Source organism: Phyllobacterium sp. OV277, from assembly GCF_900104355.1.
In the GTDB taxonomy this organism is placed as follows: Bacteria; Pseudomonadota; Alphaproteobacteria; order Rhizobiales; family Rhizobiaceae; genus Phyllobacterium.
The window spans coordinates 275015-289542 of the sequence record NZ_FNIY01000002.1 but is presented as its reverse complement, the minus strand read 5'-3'; the positions used below and the strand labels follow the sequence as shown (position 1 = coordinate 289542).

Annotated in this window: 16 protein-coding genes; 11 read left to right on the top strand and 5 right to left on the bottom strand. The window is 54.8% G+C overall.

The window, feature by feature from the left end; translation table 11 throughout:
• The first annotated feature begins 495 nt into the window (after window positions 1-495).
• A complete protein-coding gene (locus BLU05_RS07345) occupies window positions 496-1428 on the top strand; it encodes an FkbM family methyltransferase (protein WP_091878928.1) in 933 nt (310 codons plus the stop codon).
• A gap of 67 nt (window positions 1429-1495) precedes the next feature.
• Here the strand turns inward: BLU05_RS07345 and BLU05_RS07340 are convergent, their stop codons facing one another.
• Window positions 1496-1684: a hypothetical protein gene (locus tag BLU05_RS07340; protein WP_091878927.1), complete on the bottom strand. Its 189-nt coding sequence runs from the start codon at window positions 1682-1684 to the stop codon at window positions 1496-1498.
• A 26-nt stretch (window positions 1685-1710) separates the two neighbouring features.
• On the opposite strand from BLU05_RS07340, the gene BLU05_RS07335 reads away from it, so the two are divergent.
• Window positions 1711-2958 carry a sensor histidine kinase gene (locus tag BLU05_RS07335; RefSeq protein ID WP_244518229.1) on the top strand — a complete coding sequence of 416 codons (1248 nt, stop codon included), beginning with the start codon at window positions 1711-1713 and terminating at the stop codon, window positions 2956-2958.
• Between the two features lie 19 nt (window positions 2959-2977).
• Here the strand turns inward: BLU05_RS07335 and BLU05_RS07330 are convergent, their stop codons facing one another.
• Entirely contained in the window at window positions 2978-3610 is a 633-nt protein-coding gene (locus BLU05_RS07330; protein WP_091878924.1) for a TetR/AcrR family transcriptional regulator, read from the bottom strand.
• Window positions 3611-3704: 94 nt separating this feature from the next.
• Between BLU05_RS07330 and BLU05_RS07325 the strand changes: the two genes are divergently transcribed.
• Window positions 3705-4370, top strand: a complete 666-nt coding sequence (locus BLU05_RS07325; RefSeq protein ID WP_091878922.1) for an O-methyltransferase — start codon at window positions 3705-3707, stop codon at window positions 4368-4370.
• A gap of 51 nt (window positions 4371-4421) precedes the next feature.
• Here the strand turns inward: BLU05_RS07325 and BLU05_RS07320 are convergent, their stop codons facing one another.
• On the bottom strand, window positions 4422-4946 hold the full coding sequence (locus tag BLU05_RS07320) for an EF-hand domain-containing protein (RefSeq protein WP_091878920.1): 525 nt from the start codon (window positions 4944-4946) through the stop codon (window positions 4422-4424).
• Window positions 4947-5233: 287 nt separating this feature from the next.
• On the opposite strand from BLU05_RS07320, the gene BLU05_RS07315 reads away from it, so the two are divergent.
• The 6 genes from BLU05_RS07315 to BLU05_RS07290 all read left to right on the top strand — a co-directional run bounded on the left by BLU05_RS07315 (window position 5234) and on the right by BLU05_RS07290 (window position 11170).
• The gene (locus BLU05_RS07315; protein WP_091880140.1) at window positions 5234-5635 is read left to right on the top strand and encodes a cupin domain-containing protein; all 402 of its coding nucleotides are present in this window, start codon (window positions 5234-5236) and stop codon (window positions 5633-5635) included.
• Window positions 5636-5728: 93 nt separating this feature from the next.
• Complete coding sequence (locus BLU05_RS07310) at window positions 5729-7921, top strand: transglycosylase domain-containing protein (protein WP_091878919.1); 2193 nt, start codon at window positions 5729-5731, stop codon at window positions 7919-7921.
• A 228-nt stretch (window positions 7922-8149) separates the two neighbouring features.
• Window positions 8150-8995 carry a transporter substrate-binding domain-containing protein gene (locus tag BLU05_RS07305; protein WP_091878917.1) on the top strand — a complete coding sequence of 282 codons (846 nt, stop codon included), beginning with the start codon at window positions 8150-8152 and terminating at the stop codon, window positions 8993-8995.
• Window positions 8996-9057: 62 nt separating this feature from the next.
• Window positions 9058-9720 (top strand): amino acid ABC transporter permease, encoded by a 663-nt coding sequence (locus BLU05_RS07300; protein WP_091878916.1) that lies wholly within the window; start codon window positions 9058-9060, stop codon window positions 9718-9720.
• Between the two features lie 4 nt (window positions 9721-9724).
• Complete coding sequence (locus BLU05_RS07295; protein WP_091878915.1) at window positions 9725-10387, top strand: amino acid ABC transporter permease; 663 nt, start codon at window positions 9725-9727, stop codon at window positions 10385-10387.
• Between the two features lie 12 nt (window positions 10388-10399).
• Window positions 10400-11170, top strand: a complete 771-nt coding sequence (locus BLU05_RS07290) for an amino acid ABC transporter ATP-binding protein (RefSeq protein WP_091878913.1) — start codon at window positions 10400-10402, stop codon at window positions 11168-11170.
• Between the two features lie 27 nt (window positions 11171-11197).
• On the opposite strand, the gene BLU05_RS07285 is transcribed toward BLU05_RS07290, so the two are convergent.
• Window positions 11198-11515, bottom strand: a complete 318-nt coding sequence (locus BLU05_RS07285; RefSeq protein WP_091878912.1) for a metalloregulator ArsR/SmtB family transcription factor — start codon at window positions 11513-11515, stop codon at window positions 11198-11200.
• 104 nt (window positions 11516-11619) lie between these two features.
• Between BLU05_RS07285 and BLU05_RS07280 the strand changes: the two genes are divergently transcribed.
• Window positions 11620-12114, top strand: a complete 495-nt coding sequence (locus BLU05_RS07280) for an SRPBCC family protein (protein WP_091878910.1) — start codon at window positions 11620-11622, stop codon at window positions 12112-12114.
• Here BLU05_RS07280 and glpK read toward each other — a convergent pair.
• On the bottom strand, window positions 12111-13601 hold the full coding sequence (gene glpK / locus BLU05_RS07275) for a glycerol kinase GlpK (protein WP_091878909.1): 1491 nt from the start codon (window positions 13599-13601) through the stop codon (window positions 12111-12113). The genes BLU05_RS07280 and glpK overlap by 4 nt on opposite strands.
• A 170-nt stretch (window positions 13602-13771) precedes the next feature.
• On the opposite strand from glpK, the gene BLU05_RS07265 reads away from it, so the two are divergent.
• Complete coding sequence (locus tag BLU05_RS07265; RefSeq protein WP_091878906.1) at window positions 13772-14521, top strand: SDR family NAD(P)-dependent oxidoreductase; 750 nt, start codon at window positions 13772-13774, stop codon at window positions 14519-14521.
• Window positions 14522-14528 lie beyond the last annotated feature (7 nt).

Genomic DNA, 14528 nt, shown 5'->3' with positions numbered 1-14528 from the left:
ACGCACTGCATTGATGCAGCTTCTCCTCATAGCCTAACCGTCTGTCGCAGACTTCTCAACCGTGAGCCGCACCTTTTCAGGCGCGGCCCGATTGAATTCCGTTTAATTCAGCTTGACCAGAACGACCCGGCGGTTCTTGGCGCGGCTTTCCTCGTTGTCATTGCTGGCAATAGGTGCCATCATTCCAGCACCTGATAGTTTCATCGGATTTGTCCCCGGTATGAATGAGGCCGTTCTATCGGCTTCTTATTTTACTTCAATTGATTGGCGATCGGCCGGATATGCCAATCAAAGCATTGATTGGCACTTCTGTCGATTTCCAATGATTTACGTCGATGGCATAAAGTTAAACTGCCAAGCGGCAAAAACCGCTCAAAGTATTTTTTCAAATAGGCGAATGAAAAAAATCTTGTGATATTCGATTTTCTGCAATCTAATTTTGTATACATGACGTCATAAGGTGATGCGTAAAGTTAAAAGGAGGACGGCCAGCCTATGGAAGCGACAGCGGCAGACATTGACTACTGTTTCCGGTTGATACTTGGACGCCTGATGAACGAAGTGGAGAAAGACCACTACACATTTGTTGGTTTGCCGCTTGAAACTGTCGTGAGGAAATATCTGAACTCCCTTGAGTTTCAGGGCCGTCGCATGCTCGATCCCCCGGCGCAGACGGGTTTGGAGAAAGTGTTCATCAATAACACCTGGGTCTTTGCGGATCGCAACGACGGTGATGTCGGCGAACATATCGTCTCCGGCGCCTATGAGCCGAATGTCACCCGCATTTTCCAGGAGTGTGTGAAGCCGGGTATGCGCGTGGTCGATATTGGCGCCAATATCGGATATTTCTCAATGCTGTCCGCGTCCCTGGTGGGCCATACGGGGCGCGTTCTTTCTGTTGAGCCGAATGTGGAAAATGGCCGGTTGCTTGCCGCAAGCCGTGACGCCAATGCCTTCACCCAGATCGAAATTCTGCTGACAGCGGTGAGCGACAGAACGGATGTCCTCTCGTTGAGCGGGTCATCATCAAATGGAACAACGGCGACAGTTTTTTCCGGCCAGTCGCTTGAAATCAAGCGGCTCGTGCCATGTGTGCGTCTGGATGATGTCCTGCATGAATGGGACAGGGTGGATTTCGTCAAGATCGATATTGAAGGGGCGGAGTACAAGGCACTGAACGGGATGATCCGGACACTCCGGCGTTTCCGTCCGCTGATTATCAGTGAATTCAATCCCAGCTTGATCGGATGGATATCGAGTGTCAAACCGGAAGACTATCTGGGGTTTCTGTTTTCGCTTGGCTACAAGGTTTCGGTCATTACCCCGGAAGGAAACCTGCTTCATCGGGGAACTGACATTGCTGCAATCATGAATGATGTGAACACATTTGACGGTGATCACATCGATTTTCTGGCACAGCCTATCTGATCGCTGTTACGAAAAGTCAAACGCCGCCGGTAAGGGCGGCGTTTCTATCAAAGCTCTAAGAAAGGCTTCAGGCAGTCTTGGAATAATAGATGCCGAAGTTGAGAGCGAGAAGCACCACCAGAGTGGCCGCAAAGCCGCCAACAAATAACAATGCCCTTTTTGCTGCTGTTTTCTCGCGATTCTTTTTGGAGAATGTGGTCACGATAGCGGCTCCAGCCGATATGCCGAGGATAGCTGGCAGGGACATCATGTTCATGGAATTGCCTTTCTCTTTGTTACCGGATGGGCATAGCGTCCGTTTCTTTCGTTAACAAGCCCAGGCAGCGCTGGTGCTCTGAAAACAATAGAGAATTTGGGTTTTCTCGTCTCCCCAATCCCGTTGGCTCACGTCGTTACGTGTTCCTCGACAGATGCGGTTGTTTGGGGGATAAGAGCGCTATGGAATATGTCCAAGAAAGGGTCGCGGTGAATGATGGTTCGTATGTCACAGACATACGGCGAACAACATTCCGCCTGGGTATATTTTATTGGGCCAGTGAGTTTGTCATCAGCAATACGCTGTTCCAGATTCTGGGCCTGACGCAGATCAACTCGATCATTGCCAAGCTCATCTTGTCATTGTTCAGTTTGCTCATAACATTCTCAATCACATTCGTCTTATTCAGATTGAGAAACGCCAACTTGGCCGTAAAAATATTCGCGTGCTTTTCACTGGCCATAATGGGTGGCGCCATGCATTCGCTCTGCGATCACCTTGTCTATGTGGTGAGCGCCTGGCCCGAGGTGGCAAAATTCAACTTCACTGATTTTGGCTATACACTCGTTTACGATATGTCGCTGTTTTTCGGCTGGTCATGTCTGTTCATATCCATCCTCTATGCCTATGAGATGCGTGAAAACGAAAGGTTGCTGGCGGCCTCACGGGAGGAAGCCCTTTCGGCGCAAATGCGCGCGCTGCGCTATCAGGTCAATCCGCACTTTCTCTTCAATACGCTCAATTCCATAGCCGGGCTGATAGAAGAGGGCGCAACCAAAAGTGCTGGGCGTATGGTGTTGTCGCTTTCCTCATTCCTGCGCACCACCCTTGAAATTGACCCAATGAATGACGTTCGGCTGGGCGAGGAACTGGCCTTGCAGGCCGAGTACCTGAACATTGAAGGCGAACGCTTCTCTGATCGAATGAAGGTGCGCATCAATGTTGCAGCGGAGCTTGAAGACGCGCTTGTTCCAAATCTCATACTTCAACCATTGATCGAAAACGCCATCAAACATGGTGTGGGTACCACGCCGGGTATGGTCGAGATAACCATCAGCGCCACAAGCAGCGGGCAGGTTCTGTATCTCACGGTGGAAAATGACAGTGCCAAGTCCAGTACGGCGGGGCCGGCTAAAATCCAGGGCATGGGTATCGGTCTTGCCAACGTTGCCCATCGCTTGGAAACCCGGTTTCCCGGTGTTGGCTCGTGCAATGCGGGGCACGATGAGACCGGAAGATTCCGCGCTTTGCTTTCCATGCCGCTGAGGCTCTAGCCCGGTTCCAGCATCAATTTCAGCGGCTGCCGAGGTCCTTGAGATATGCGCAAAACATATCGGCCATGGCCTCCGCATAGGCTTCGATTTCATCCGGTGTTCGTGGGCTTTCCGAAAACTGTTTTCCCACGCTGCTGAATGTCGTTGCGATCAGATCAACGGCCAAGGCGAGGACCTCTGGCGAAGCCCCGGGTAGTATCTCCCGCATGAAGATTGCGAAGGTACGGGCTCCCGAGGCACGCGCTTCCCGGGATTCCGGTGCATCGCGATAGAGAGGGGCGGCATCGTGGAGTGCCATACGGATCGCCGCCTCAGCGCATTCGGAGCGAATGAAGGCGTGAACCAATATGCGGAGCCGTTCAAAAGGCGGCTGCGCAACGTTTTCGAGAATGTTGCGCATCAAATCGCTTGTCTGCCGCCATTCGTCACCTTGAAGCCGGAAGAGGATTGCTGCCTTGTTCGGAAAATATTGATAGAGCGAGCCGACGCTGACACCGGCTTTCTCAGCCACCCTCGCGGTGGTGAAACGCTGGGCACCTTCCTTTTCCAAAACCTGAACAGCTGCATCCAAAATCGCGGCAACAAGGTCAGCCGAGCGTGCCTGTTTGGGCTGTTTTCTTGAGGAAATCTGGGCTCTTGGTCGATCCGTCATGGCGGCCTCCGGCAATGCGAATAGCGAATATGACGAATTAGTCGTATTTTTGATCCGGCGCAAGTAAGCGCTCAATTCAAACCGGAGACTGTCTATGACCACCCTGACATCAACCCCGCTTGCGCCGCTGCTGGATCGCTTGTTCGAAGAGGCCGACAGCCAGTCCGTGCAGGCGAGCCCTGCGGTGGCCGCGCTCTCTTCTGCGGAGCGGTCGCGCCTTATGCGCAGCAAGACCGATTACCTCGATTTTTATGGCCGCCTCAAGGATCTTCCGCTTGCGGTCTCGCGGGAGACCGGGGTGTTGCTCTATATGCTGACACGAAGCGGCAATGTACGCACGGTCGTGGAATTTGGAACTTCGTTCGGTATCTCAACCCTGCATCTGGCCGCAGCCTTGCGGGACAATGGCGGTGGCCACCTGATCACCAGTGAGTTCGAACCCTCAAAAGTGGTGCGGGCGCGCAAGAATCTGACCGATGGTGGTCTCATCGATCTGGTGGAAATCCGGGAGGGCGATGCCTTGCAGACGCTGAGCGCTGATCTTCCTGAAACAGTCGACCTGCTTCTGCTCGATGGTGCCAAGGCACTTTATCCGGAAATCCTCAATCTGGTGGAGAGCCGTCTGCGGCCGGGAGCATTCATCGTCGCTGATAACGCCGATTATAGCCCCGACTATCTTGCTTATGTGCGCTCGCCTGCGAACGGGTATCTTTCTACGCCGTTTGGTGAGGATGTTGAGCTATCGATGCGGCTTGGCTGATACCAGCCTAATGACGGTCGCCTACTGGGGCGACCGTCATCAGCTTGTCAATTATTCCTTGGGAGCTGGCTTCTCACTATCGGCATGATGACGATGCTTGTGCCCGTCATGTTCGCGGCCTTTGTGATGCTTCCAACCGTGCCGCAATTCGCTCTTTTCGAGCTTTCCATCCTCGTTGCGATCCAATAGCGCAAATCGCTTTGCCTTCTGTTTTTCAACTTCGGCGATTGTCACCACCCCGTCGCCATTGACATCAAGACGGTTGGTAATGCGGCGCGCCCGCTTTTCCACCAACTGCTTCAACGCCATGGCATCGATTTCATCCTTGGAGAGCGTGCCGTCGCCATTGGTATCGGCCTGCTTCAGGCGATCCATGTTGGTGAATTCGGCAAGATCAACCACGCCATCATCATTGGCATCGATTTTTGCGCGTTTTGAATGGCCGGCATTCGCTGCTGCGTCCGTTGCTACCGGGGCAGGGTCCTTTGCAGGGGTCTCGGTCTGGGCGAATGCTCCACCGGCAGCAAATACCGTGAGGAAGGTGCCCGAAAGGACGAGAAGAGTAATGCGTTTCATGGTCGTCTCCTTTGTAGCGCGAGCGGATTGTTTCGCTCCGTGAAGACAACTTAACGTTGCGAAAATGAACGGGAGATGACTGGTGGCATTACGATTTCGTAATGAAAACAATTGGTTCGATATGCCCCGGCTGCGGAACGTACATACCGATATATCCTTAGGGCAAATACATGGTGTTACAAAAATCCTCCAAGCCGAAACATCCCGGATACATGTCTGCGTTCAAATCCTGATGTCGGATGAATGGGAAGTTCACCCGCCATTTTAATGTGCGAAAGGATGATGACATGAAAACAACGCGTATCATGGCTGCTGCAGTGCTGGCTTTCGGGATCGGCATGCCGCTGTCTCTGGCACACGCACAGCAACAGGCGGTCCAACGGACTGATGTTCTGCAGAATGATCTCGGTGTTGCCGGGCGCGAATTCAGTCAGGTGCGGGTCGATTTCGAACCGGGTGCCGTCTCCATAAAACACTCCCATCCCGGCGTTGAGGTTGCTTATGTGCTTGAAGGAATAATGGAGTACCAGCTTGAAGGCAGACCGCCTGTAACGCTCAAGGCGGGCGAGGCGCTGTTTATTCCCGATGGTGTTGCCCATGTGGCGAAGAACGTCAGCAGCGGCAAAACGTCGGAACTTGCAACATATATCGTCAGAAAAGGCGAGCCGGTCGTTGTTCCGGAAAAGTGAACGCGGTTTTAACCCCACCTTAAATCGCCGCATTTACCCTGCAACGGGTCGCAAAGGATTTTGCGGCACCGGTTGGGGCGGGTATTTCAGTCAATGGCATCACGCGACAAGGGCAGACAACGCATCGAGCCGGGGTTCAGTTCGAACCGCCGTTCGGATGACGATGACATGCGTGCTGACCCGGAGGACAGACCCGTGCGGAGCCAGAAGCGCAAGACGTCGCCGCGCAAATCCGCCAGATCAAAGCGCAGCCGTTCTGGGCGCGGGCAGCGTCGCGGCTTCTTCGGCCTTTTGCGGCGTCTCGTCTATTGGTCGTTTGTTCTGTGTATCTGGGGCGGTATCGCAGTGGCAGGCACTGTCATCTATTTTGCTGCAAAAATGCCCCAGACGACCACATGGTCGATCCCTGATCGTCCGCCCAATGTGAAAATCGTTTCGGTTGAAGGTGATCTGATTGCCAATCGCGGCGCCACGGGCGGCGAAGCCATTGGACTTCATCAGATGTCGCCTTATCTGCCGCAGGCCGTGGTTGCCATTGAAGACCGGCGTTTTTATTCGCATTTTGGTGTTGATCCCATCGGTTTTGCCCGCGCCATGGCGACAAATGTGGTCTCCGGACGGTTGGTGCAGGGCGGCTCGACCATCACGCAGCAGTTGGCAAAAAACCTGTTTCTGACCCCGGACCGCACATTGGAGCGCAAGGTACAGGAAGTGCTGCTTGCGCTGTGGCTTGAGCATAAATACTCGAAAGATCAGATTCTGGAGATGTATCTGAACCGGGTTTATCTTGGTTCCGGCTCCTATGGCGTTGCCGCTGCCTCACGGCGCTATTTCAACAAATCGGCCCATGACGTCAGTCTGTCCGAAGCGGCTGTCATCGCTGGGCTCCTGAAAGCACCTTCGCGCCTGTCCCCAGCCCGCGATCCCAAAGCTGCCGCCGAGCGCTCGCAGCTTGTGCTCGCTGCCATGCGCGATCAGGGCATGATTGGCGACAAGGAACTGACCTTTGCCATGAAGCAGCCCGCGACCCGTGCTGCCGCCTATTGGAGCGGTTCGGAACACTATGTTGCCGACCGGGTGATGGAAGAACTGCCTGACCTTATCGGTGATGTGCGCGCTGACGTGATCATCGACACGACGGTTGATCTTGGCTTGCAAAAGCTTGGTGAGGCCTCAATCCGTGACCTCATCCAGAAAAACGGCGAAAAGCTGAATGTTTCACAAGGCGCGCTTGTTTCCGTCGATGGTACGGGGGCTGTCCGCGCACTGGTAGGCGGCTATGACTACGCCAACAGCCAGTTCGACCGGGCCAGCGAAGCCAAACGCCAGCCGGGCTCCACGTTCAAACCATTTGTCTATCTCTCGGCACTGGAGCAGGGACGCACGCCCGAATCCGTGCGTGTCGACGCGCCGATCCGCATCGGCAACTGGACGCCCGGTAATTACAACGGCAAATATTTCGGCAAGGTCACATTGGCAGAGGCGCTGGCTCGTTCGCTGAATTCGGTTTCCGCGCAGCTGGTTATGGAAGTCGGCCCGAGCACGGTCGTGGATACCGCGCATCGGCTTGGTATTGTCTCGAACCTTAACGCCAATGCCTCGCTTGCGCTGGGAACCTCGGAAGTTACCCTTCTGGAACTCACCGATTCTTTCGTGCCCTTTGCCAATGGCGGCTACAAGGCACCGGTTCATATCATCCGCCGTATCACCACCAATGAGGGCAAGGTGCTTTACGAATATAAGAGCCCCAAACAGGATCAGGTGATCAGCGAGCGCAATGTCGGCATGATGAATGCGATGCTGCGCCAGACTGTCGAAAGCGGTACGGCGACCAAGGCAAAATTTGGTTGGCCAGCAGCAGGCAAAACCGGCACCAGCCAGAATTTCCGCGATGCATGGTTCATTGGCTATACATCGAACCTGACCACCGGTGTTTGGTTCGGCAATGATGATGGCAAGCCGACAAAGAAAGTCACCGGCGGCGGTCTGCCTGCATTGGCGTGGAAAGAGTTCATGGTTGCCGCGCATAAGGGCGTGCCGGTTGCTGAATTGCCCGGCAGTTATCGCATGAATGAAACCGTTATAGACGGGAATGATGCTCTGCCTGATTCCGTTCCCGCCGCAGAAGGTGTTCCGTCAGCGCAGCTCAATCCGGGTGCGCCTGTTCCATCGGTAGGGCTCGAGGACCAGACCGGTTCGACGCACCCAACGCCACCGGGTACAGTCGGTGGCAATGGCCAGAAAAGTCGCAAGACCACCTTGTTTGACCTGATCATGGGAAACTGATCCCCGGATCAGGCACGACGTCTCCCATCCCGCTATCGTTGCCAGAGATTACGCATTCCCGACCAGTCCAGCGCACGCCACCTCAGGCGTGTGCCGGTTTTCCATGCGCGAAATCCCGCTTGACAAGTTACAGGGCTTGTTATCCTATCACGAAATCCATTATTAAATATTATATTCCATAATAATGGATCAAGCACAATATTCGCTCGACGGATAGGGGAACTAAAAATGTCCAGATTATTTTACGCAACGGCCGCTGCGGCCGTATTTCTTGCACAACTGTCGGGGCAAGCGCTCGCTCAGGACAACAAAAGCAAACTTGATGAAGTATTGGCTCGCGGCCATCTGGTTCTGGGTACAGGCAGCACCAATGCTCCTTGGCATTTCAAGAGTGCCGATGACACATTGCAGGGCTTTGACGTTGATATGGGTCATATCATTGCAAAGGCGCTGTTCAACGATCCTGACAAGGTGGAGTTCGTCAACCAGTCATCCGACGCGCGGATTCCGAATATCACCACGAACAAGGTTGATATCACCTGCCAGTTCATGACGGTGACGGGCGAAAGAGCGCAGCAGATTGCGTTCACCATCCCCTATTACCGGGAAGGTGTCGGCCTCATGCTGAAGGCCGATGGCAAATATGCCGACTATGCGGCGCTCAAGGCGGCGGGGTCTTCGGTGACAATTTCGGTGCTGCAGAATGTGTATGCCGAGTCCATGGTGCATGCAGCCCTGCCAGAGGCCAAGGTCGATCAGTATGACTCCGTCGATCTGATCTATCAGGCACTTGAATCCGGCCGCGCGGATGCGGTTGCCACGGATCAATCGTCACTGGCGTGGTACATGACCCAGAACCAGGGCCGGTACAAGGATGCCGGTTATGGCTGGAACCCGCAAACCTACGCCTGCGGTGTGAAACGCGGCGATCAGGATTGGTTGAACTTCGTCAATACGGCGCTGCACGAAGCCATGACTGGTGTTGAATTTGATTCCTTTGCGAAATCGTTCAAGACGTGGTTCGGCAAGGATCTTGCGCCTCCACAGATCGGCTTTCCCGTCGAATACAAATAATTGCTCCGGCGGTCCCTGTTTGGTGCAGGGCCGCCTTCTTTTGTTTCTGGTGGCGGATATCCATGGGTTACACGCTGAATTTTGCTGCCGTCTGGCGCAGCTTTGATGATCTGCTATTGGGGCTGGGGCTCAGCCTTGTCCTTGCCTTTGGCGCAATTCTCATGGGCGCGGTCATCGGACTGGGGGTAGCCTTTGCCCTGATGGCCAAAAACAGATTGGTGAAACGGCCGGCGGCAATCTACGTTTCCATCATCCGCAATACGCCAATCCTTGTGCTCGTTCTGTTTACATATTTCGCCCTTCCCCAATTGGGTGTTCGTCTCGGCAAGATCGAAAGTTTCGTGTTCACGCTGGCAGTCTATTCGGGTGCCTATCTGGCGGAGGTGTTTCGGTCAGGTCTCTTGTCGATCCCGCCGGGATTGCGAGAGGCCGGTTTGGCTATCGGTTTGACGGAAACACAGATACGGACATCGATCATCGCGCCGCTGATGTTTCGCAACATCCTGCCATCCCTGAGCAGCACAATCATCTCGCTGTTCAAGGATACATCGCTTGCTGCGGCGATTGCCGTGCCGGAGCTGACATTCGAGACCCGCAAGATCAATGTCGAAACCTTTCGGGTCATCGAGACCTGGATGGTCGCAAGCTGCCTCTATGTCTTTACCTGCTCGACCCTCGCCGCGCTGATGCGTGCCTTGGAACGCCGTCTGGCCCTGCCGAGGTGATGTGATGGATATGGCGCACTTTCTCGACGTTCTCTGGCTCGCCCGCTGGCCCATCCTCAAAGGCATCGGTGTCACGCTTTCCATTTCGTTTCTGGCGATCTGCTGCGGCACTGTGCTCGGGGTCTTCGTTGGTCTGGCGCTGACCTACAGCAAGGCGCCATTGCGGTGGATTGTGCGTGGCTACACGGATTTTATTCGAGGAACGCCGGTTCTCGTTCTGGTTCTGGCCAGCTATTACGTGCTTGGAACCGTGGGCCTTGATCTCGGGCCTTTTCAGGCAGGGATTCTTGCGCTTGCCGTCTTCTGCAGCTCCCATGTGGGCGAGATTGTTCGCGGCGCCCTGCAAGCCATCCCAAAGGGGCAAACCGAGGCGGCCAAGGCTATCGGGCTGACGTTCCCCCAGACCTTCGCCTACGTGCTTGGACCGCAGGCTTTGCGACAGGTCGTGCCCGCCTGGGTGAACACCGCCGCTGAAATGGTCAAGGCGTCGACATTGTTGTCGATCATCGGGGTCGCCGAGTTGCTGCTCCGCACGCAGGAACTGATTTCCAGAACCTTCATGAGCCTCGAATTCTATTTTTTCGCAGGCTTTCTCTATTTCATCATCAACTATGCCATCGAGCGTTTAGGCCGTTATGTCGAGCGCAAGATCATGGTTCCATCCTAAGGGGATTCCGGGATGTCAGAAAACCTTCTTGAAATCCGGGGCCTGCACAAGAGCTACGGTAATGTCGAGGTTCTGAAAGGCGTCGACTGCACCATGAAGCAGGGGGATGTGGTGAGCATCATCGGATCAAGCGGGTCCGGCAAAACCACCATGTTGCGCTGTATCAATATGCTGGAAGAGTTTCAAGGCGGCTCTATCAGCATTGATGGTGAGGAGATCGGTTACGAAATGGCCGGAGCACAGCGCCGGCGCAAGCGGGAAAAGGAAATCGCCCGCCAGCGCGCCCTGACGGGCATGGCTTTTCAGCAGTTCAACCTGTTCCCGCATATGAGCGCTGTTGGCAATGTGATGCTGGGTTTGGTCAAGGTAAAGAAAATGGAGAAGGATGCAGCGCGCACCGTTTCCGAAAAGTGGCTGGACCGCGTCGGACTGCTTTCCCGTGCCGATCATTTTCCCGGACAATTATCCGGGGGCCAGCAGCAGCGTGTTGCCATTGCCCGGGCCATCGCGATGAATCCCCGCTTGATGCTCTTTGACGAAGTCACCTCGGCGCTGGACCCGGAGTTGGTGAACGAGGTGCTGCAGGTAATCAAATCCCTGGCACAGGATGGAATGAGCATGTTGCTCGTCACTCACGAGATGCGCTTCGCCTATGAGGTGTCCAACCGGGTGATTTTCATGAATCAGGGACTTATCGGCGAGGAAGGCAATCCACGCGATATGTTTCATAAACCCAAGAGCGAGCGCCTCGCCGAATTTCTGAAAACATCAAGTTTTGCCTGAACCGCAGCCGGTTCAGGTGCTGATCCACTAGGGTTGCTTTTGTTCTTCCAGCTCTGCACTTTCCCGGCGTAGAGGTCGTCCGATCGGACAGATATCCTGAACAAACCCGGTCAAAGTGCTCGCCAGCGTATCGGATACCTGCCGGTAATAGACATATTTGCCGCGCTTCTCGCTGGATACAAGTCCGGCATTCTCCAGCAATGACAAATGCTGCGAAATGGATGGCTTTGTCATATTGAAGCGCGCGGCAATGTCCCCGGCATTAAGCTCGGTGTGGGCCACGTAAGCAAGAATCTTTCGCCTTACGGGCGATGCGAGAGCTTCGAAGATGAGTTGAACGGTCATATCCCTTCATACAATAAGTTAATTAGTTTTTCAACTAACTGTTGACGGACAACAATAAATCAATAAGGTAATTAACTAAATGAATTGTTTGATGGAGAACAGAGATGATAATCCGGTCCGAATGGGTATTTGATTGCGAGCCGCAGCATATCTGGCCGCATTTTCTTCATGCCAAGATGGACAATACGCGGCCATTCCTGTTCCGGTTTGGTGTTCCGAAGCCCATGAGTTGCCGCGTGCTGGAAGACAGGGCGGCGGTTGGCAATACCCGGCAGTGCACGACGGATCGCGGTACGATTAATCAGCGCATTCTCATTCTCGATGAAAACAGGCAGTTGCAGTACAAAATGCAGGAAAGCACGGTCTGGTGTCGAGACTGGGTTGGATATCTCGAAGATACATTCACTCTGACGCCTCTACCCGGTGGCAGGACCCGCGTTGAACGGACAACGCGATTCGGTGCCGCCGGAGCACTGCGTCCACTTAAGCAACTGGGCCTCTGGGTATCCCTGCGGCAAGCCCATGCCTATGCATCCAGAAACTGGCGCAGGCTTGCCTACCAACGAAAAGAAGAGATGGCCGCACCTCTTGCAGCCTAGTGCGTCAGGGTCCGTTTGACGGCGATTTTCCAGCCGGCGATTTTTGCCTTGCGGGTCTTCTCATCCATCTCGGGGGTAAAGCGCATATCGCGTTCCCATGTTTTCGCGAACTCGCGCCGGTTCGGCCATATCCCGGCCTTTGATCCGGCAAGCCATGCGGCGCCAAGCGCGGTGGTTTCGAGGATCGTCGGGCGATCAACAGGCGCGTCGAGAATGTCGGCAAGACGCTGCATGGTCCAGTCCGACGCGACCATGCCGCCATCGACACGCAGCACTGTTTTCGTATCCGATGATTTCCAGTCCTTGCGCATGGCATCGAGCAGGTCGCGGGTCTGGTAGGCAACGGATTCCAACGCCGCGCGGGCAAATTCCGCCGGGCCGGAATTGCGCGTAAGGCCATAGATCGCCCCGCGTGCTTCGGCATCCCAATGCGGCGCGCCAAGGCCGACGAAGGCAGGCACGAGATAGACATTCTGGCTAGGATCGGCCTGATCGGCGAGCTTTCCGGTTTCAGGTGCCGAACCAATGATTTTCAATCCATCACGCAGCCACTGCACCGCCGCTCCGGCAATGAAAATCGACCCCTCAAGCGCATAGGTTGTCTTGCCGTTCAGCCGATAGGCAATCGTCGTCAATAGCCGGTTCTTTGAGAGCACCATGTCGCTGCCGGTGTTGAGGATGGCAAAGCAGCCGGTGCCATAGGTGGATTTGAACATGCCGGGCTCAAAACATGCCTGACCGATGGTTGCCGCGTGCTGGTCACCGGCCACACCGAGAATAGGAATATCGGCACCCAGCAGCGATGCTTCGGCGGAACCGTAATTGGCCGCGCAATCCTTGACATCGGGTAGCATTGCGCGCGGAATGCGCAGGATTTCCAGCAACTCATCGTCCCATTCATTGGTCGCAATATTGAACAGCAGAGTGCGTGAGGCGTTGGTGGCGTCAGTGGCATGAACCTTGCCGCCGGTAAGACGCCAGATCAGGAAGCTATCAACCGTGCCGAACAGCAGCTCACCATTTGCCGCGCGTTTGCGCGCGCCGGGCACCTTGTCGAGAATCCACGCAAGCTTGGTGCCGGAAAAATAGGGATCGAGCAGCAGGCCGGTCTTTTTGGTAAACTTCTTTTCCAGCCCCTGCTTCTTCAGTTTCTGGCAGAGGGACGCGGTGCGCCGGTCCTGCCAGACAATCGCATTGTGGATGGGTTTTCCCGTTGCCTTGTCCCAGACGATGACGGTTTCCCGCTGGTTGGTAATGCCGATGGCGGCAACATCGCCAGCCTGAATCTTGGCATTCTCTATGGCCACCTCGCAGGTGCTGAGCACAGACTGCCAGATTTCTTCCGGATCATGCTCGACCCAGCCGGACTGGGGATAAATCTGGGTAAATTCCTGCTGACTTTTTCCAACCACCTTGCGGTTCTTGTCAAAGATGATGGCGCGGCTCGATGTGGTGCCCTGATCGATCGCGAGGATATATCCGTTCATGCTTCCCCCTCAAATTTCGGCCACGATATTTGCTTCGCTCCGGTGGATCAACCGCAGCGATGGAATATCCGTGAATTTCGCAGAACCTGATCACACACGCCAAAATGAAAACGGCAGCAGTTCCCTTTATCAGACGCTTGCTCTATGGCTCATGCAAACGGAGTTTTCCCATGAGTAGCGATGAAGCACGCAAGGTCCTTGTCCTGACTGGCGCAAGCCGTGGCATCGGCCACGCAACAGTCAAACGGTTTTCCCGCGCCGGATGGCGTGTCATCACCTGCTCGCGTCAGGATTTTTCCGATGATTGTCCCTGGCCCGCAGGCCCTGATGATCATATCAAGGTCGATCTCGCCGACCCTGCCGATGTGGATCACGCCGTTCTGGAAATTCGCAAAAGGCTTGAGGTTGAAGGTGGCAAACTGCACGCGCTGATCAACAATGCCGGTATTTCACCCAAGAACTCCGGTGGAAACCGCCTCGATTCCATCGAAACACCGATGCACACATGGTCGACGGTGTTTCAGGTGAACTTCTTCGCCCCCATCATGCTGGCGCGTGGTCTCTTCAAGGAGTTGGAAGCGGGGCAGGGATCGGTTGTCAATGTCACCTCCATTGCCGGAAGCCGCGTCCATCCCTTCGCCGGTACCGCCTATGCAACATCGAAAGCCGCGCTCGCCTCGCTCACACGCGAAATGGCATCGGATTTTGGCCCGCATGGCATTCGTGTCAACGCGATAGCACCCGGAGAGATTGATACGGCGATCCTGTCACCGGGTACGGACAAATTAGTAGAACAACTGCCGCTGCGCCGCCTTGGCAAAACCGCTGAAGTGGCTGAGACGATCTATTTTCTGTGCTCCGAGGCGTCGTCCTATGTGACGGGTTCGGAAATCCATATCAATGGTGGTCAGCACGTTTAGGTTTGTA

What these genes read in the sequence shown, in the direction of transcription:
- BLU05_RS07315 (WP_091880140.1), top strand. Translation starts at nt 5,234, where the DNA reads ATGAAAACAACGCGTATCATGGCTGCTGCAGTGCTGGCTTTCGGGATC.
- BLU05_RS07310 (WP_091878919.1), top strand. Translation starts at nt 5,729, where the DNA reads ATGGCATCACGCGACAAGGGCAGACAACGCATCGAGCCGGGGTTCAGT.
- BLU05_RS07290 (WP_091878913.1), top strand. Translation starts at nt 10,400, where the DNA reads ATGTCAGAAAACCTTCTTGAAATCCGGGGCCTGCACAAGAGCTACGGT.
- BLU05_RS07285 (WP_091878912.1), bottom strand. Translation starts at nt 11,515, where the DNA reads ATGACCGTTCAACTCATCTTCGAAGCTCTCGCATCGCCCGTAAGGCGA.
- glpK (WP_091878909.1), bottom strand. Translation starts at nt 13,601, where the DNA reads ATGAACGGATATATCCTCGCGATCGATCAGGGCACCACATCGAGCCGC.
- BLU05_RS07320 (WP_091878920.1), bottom strand. Translation starts at nt 4,946, where the DNA reads ATGAAACGCATTACTCTTCTCGTCCTTTCGGGCACCTTCCTCACGGTA.
- BLU05_RS07305 (WP_091878917.1), top strand. Translation starts at nt 8,150, where the DNA reads ATGTCCAGATTATTTTACGCAACGGCCGCTGCGGCCGTATTTCTTGCA.
- BLU05_RS07340 (WP_091878927.1), bottom strand. Translation starts at nt 1,684, where the DNA reads ATGAACATGATGTCCCTGCCAGCTATCCTCGGCATATCGGCTGGAGCC.
- BLU05_RS07300 (WP_091878916.1), top strand. Translation starts at nt 9,058, where the DNA reads ATGGGTTACACGCTGAATTTTGCTGCCGTCTGGCGCAGCTTTGATGAT.
- BLU05_RS07330 (WP_091878924.1), bottom strand. Translation starts at nt 3,610, where the DNA reads ATGACGGATCGACCAAGAGCCCAGATTTCCTCAAGAAAACAGCCCAAA.
- BLU05_RS07280 (WP_091878910.1), top strand. Translation starts at nt 11,620, where the DNA reads ATGATAATCCGGTCCGAATGGGTATTTGATTGCGAGCCGCAGCATATC.
- BLU05_RS07335 (WP_244518229.1), top strand. Translation starts at nt 1,711, where the DNA reads ATGGGCATAGCGTCCGTTTCTTTCGTTAACAAGCCCAGGCAGCGCTGG.
- BLU05_RS07295 (WP_091878915.1), top strand. Translation starts at nt 9,725, where the DNA reads ATGGATATGGCGCACTTTCTCGACGTTCTCTGGCTCGCCCGCTGGCCC.
- BLU05_RS07325 (WP_091878922.1), top strand. Translation starts at nt 3,705, where the DNA reads ATGACCACCCTGACATCAACCCCGCTTGCGCCGCTGCTGGATCGCTTG.
- BLU05_RS07345 (WP_091878928.1), top strand. Translation starts at nt 496, where the DNA reads ATGGAAGCGACAGCGGCAGACATTGACTACTGTTTCCGGTTGATACTT.
- BLU05_RS07265 (WP_091878906.1), top strand. Translation starts at nt 13,772, where the DNA reads ATGAGTAGCGATGAAGCACGCAAGGTCCTTGTCCTGACTGGCGCAAGC.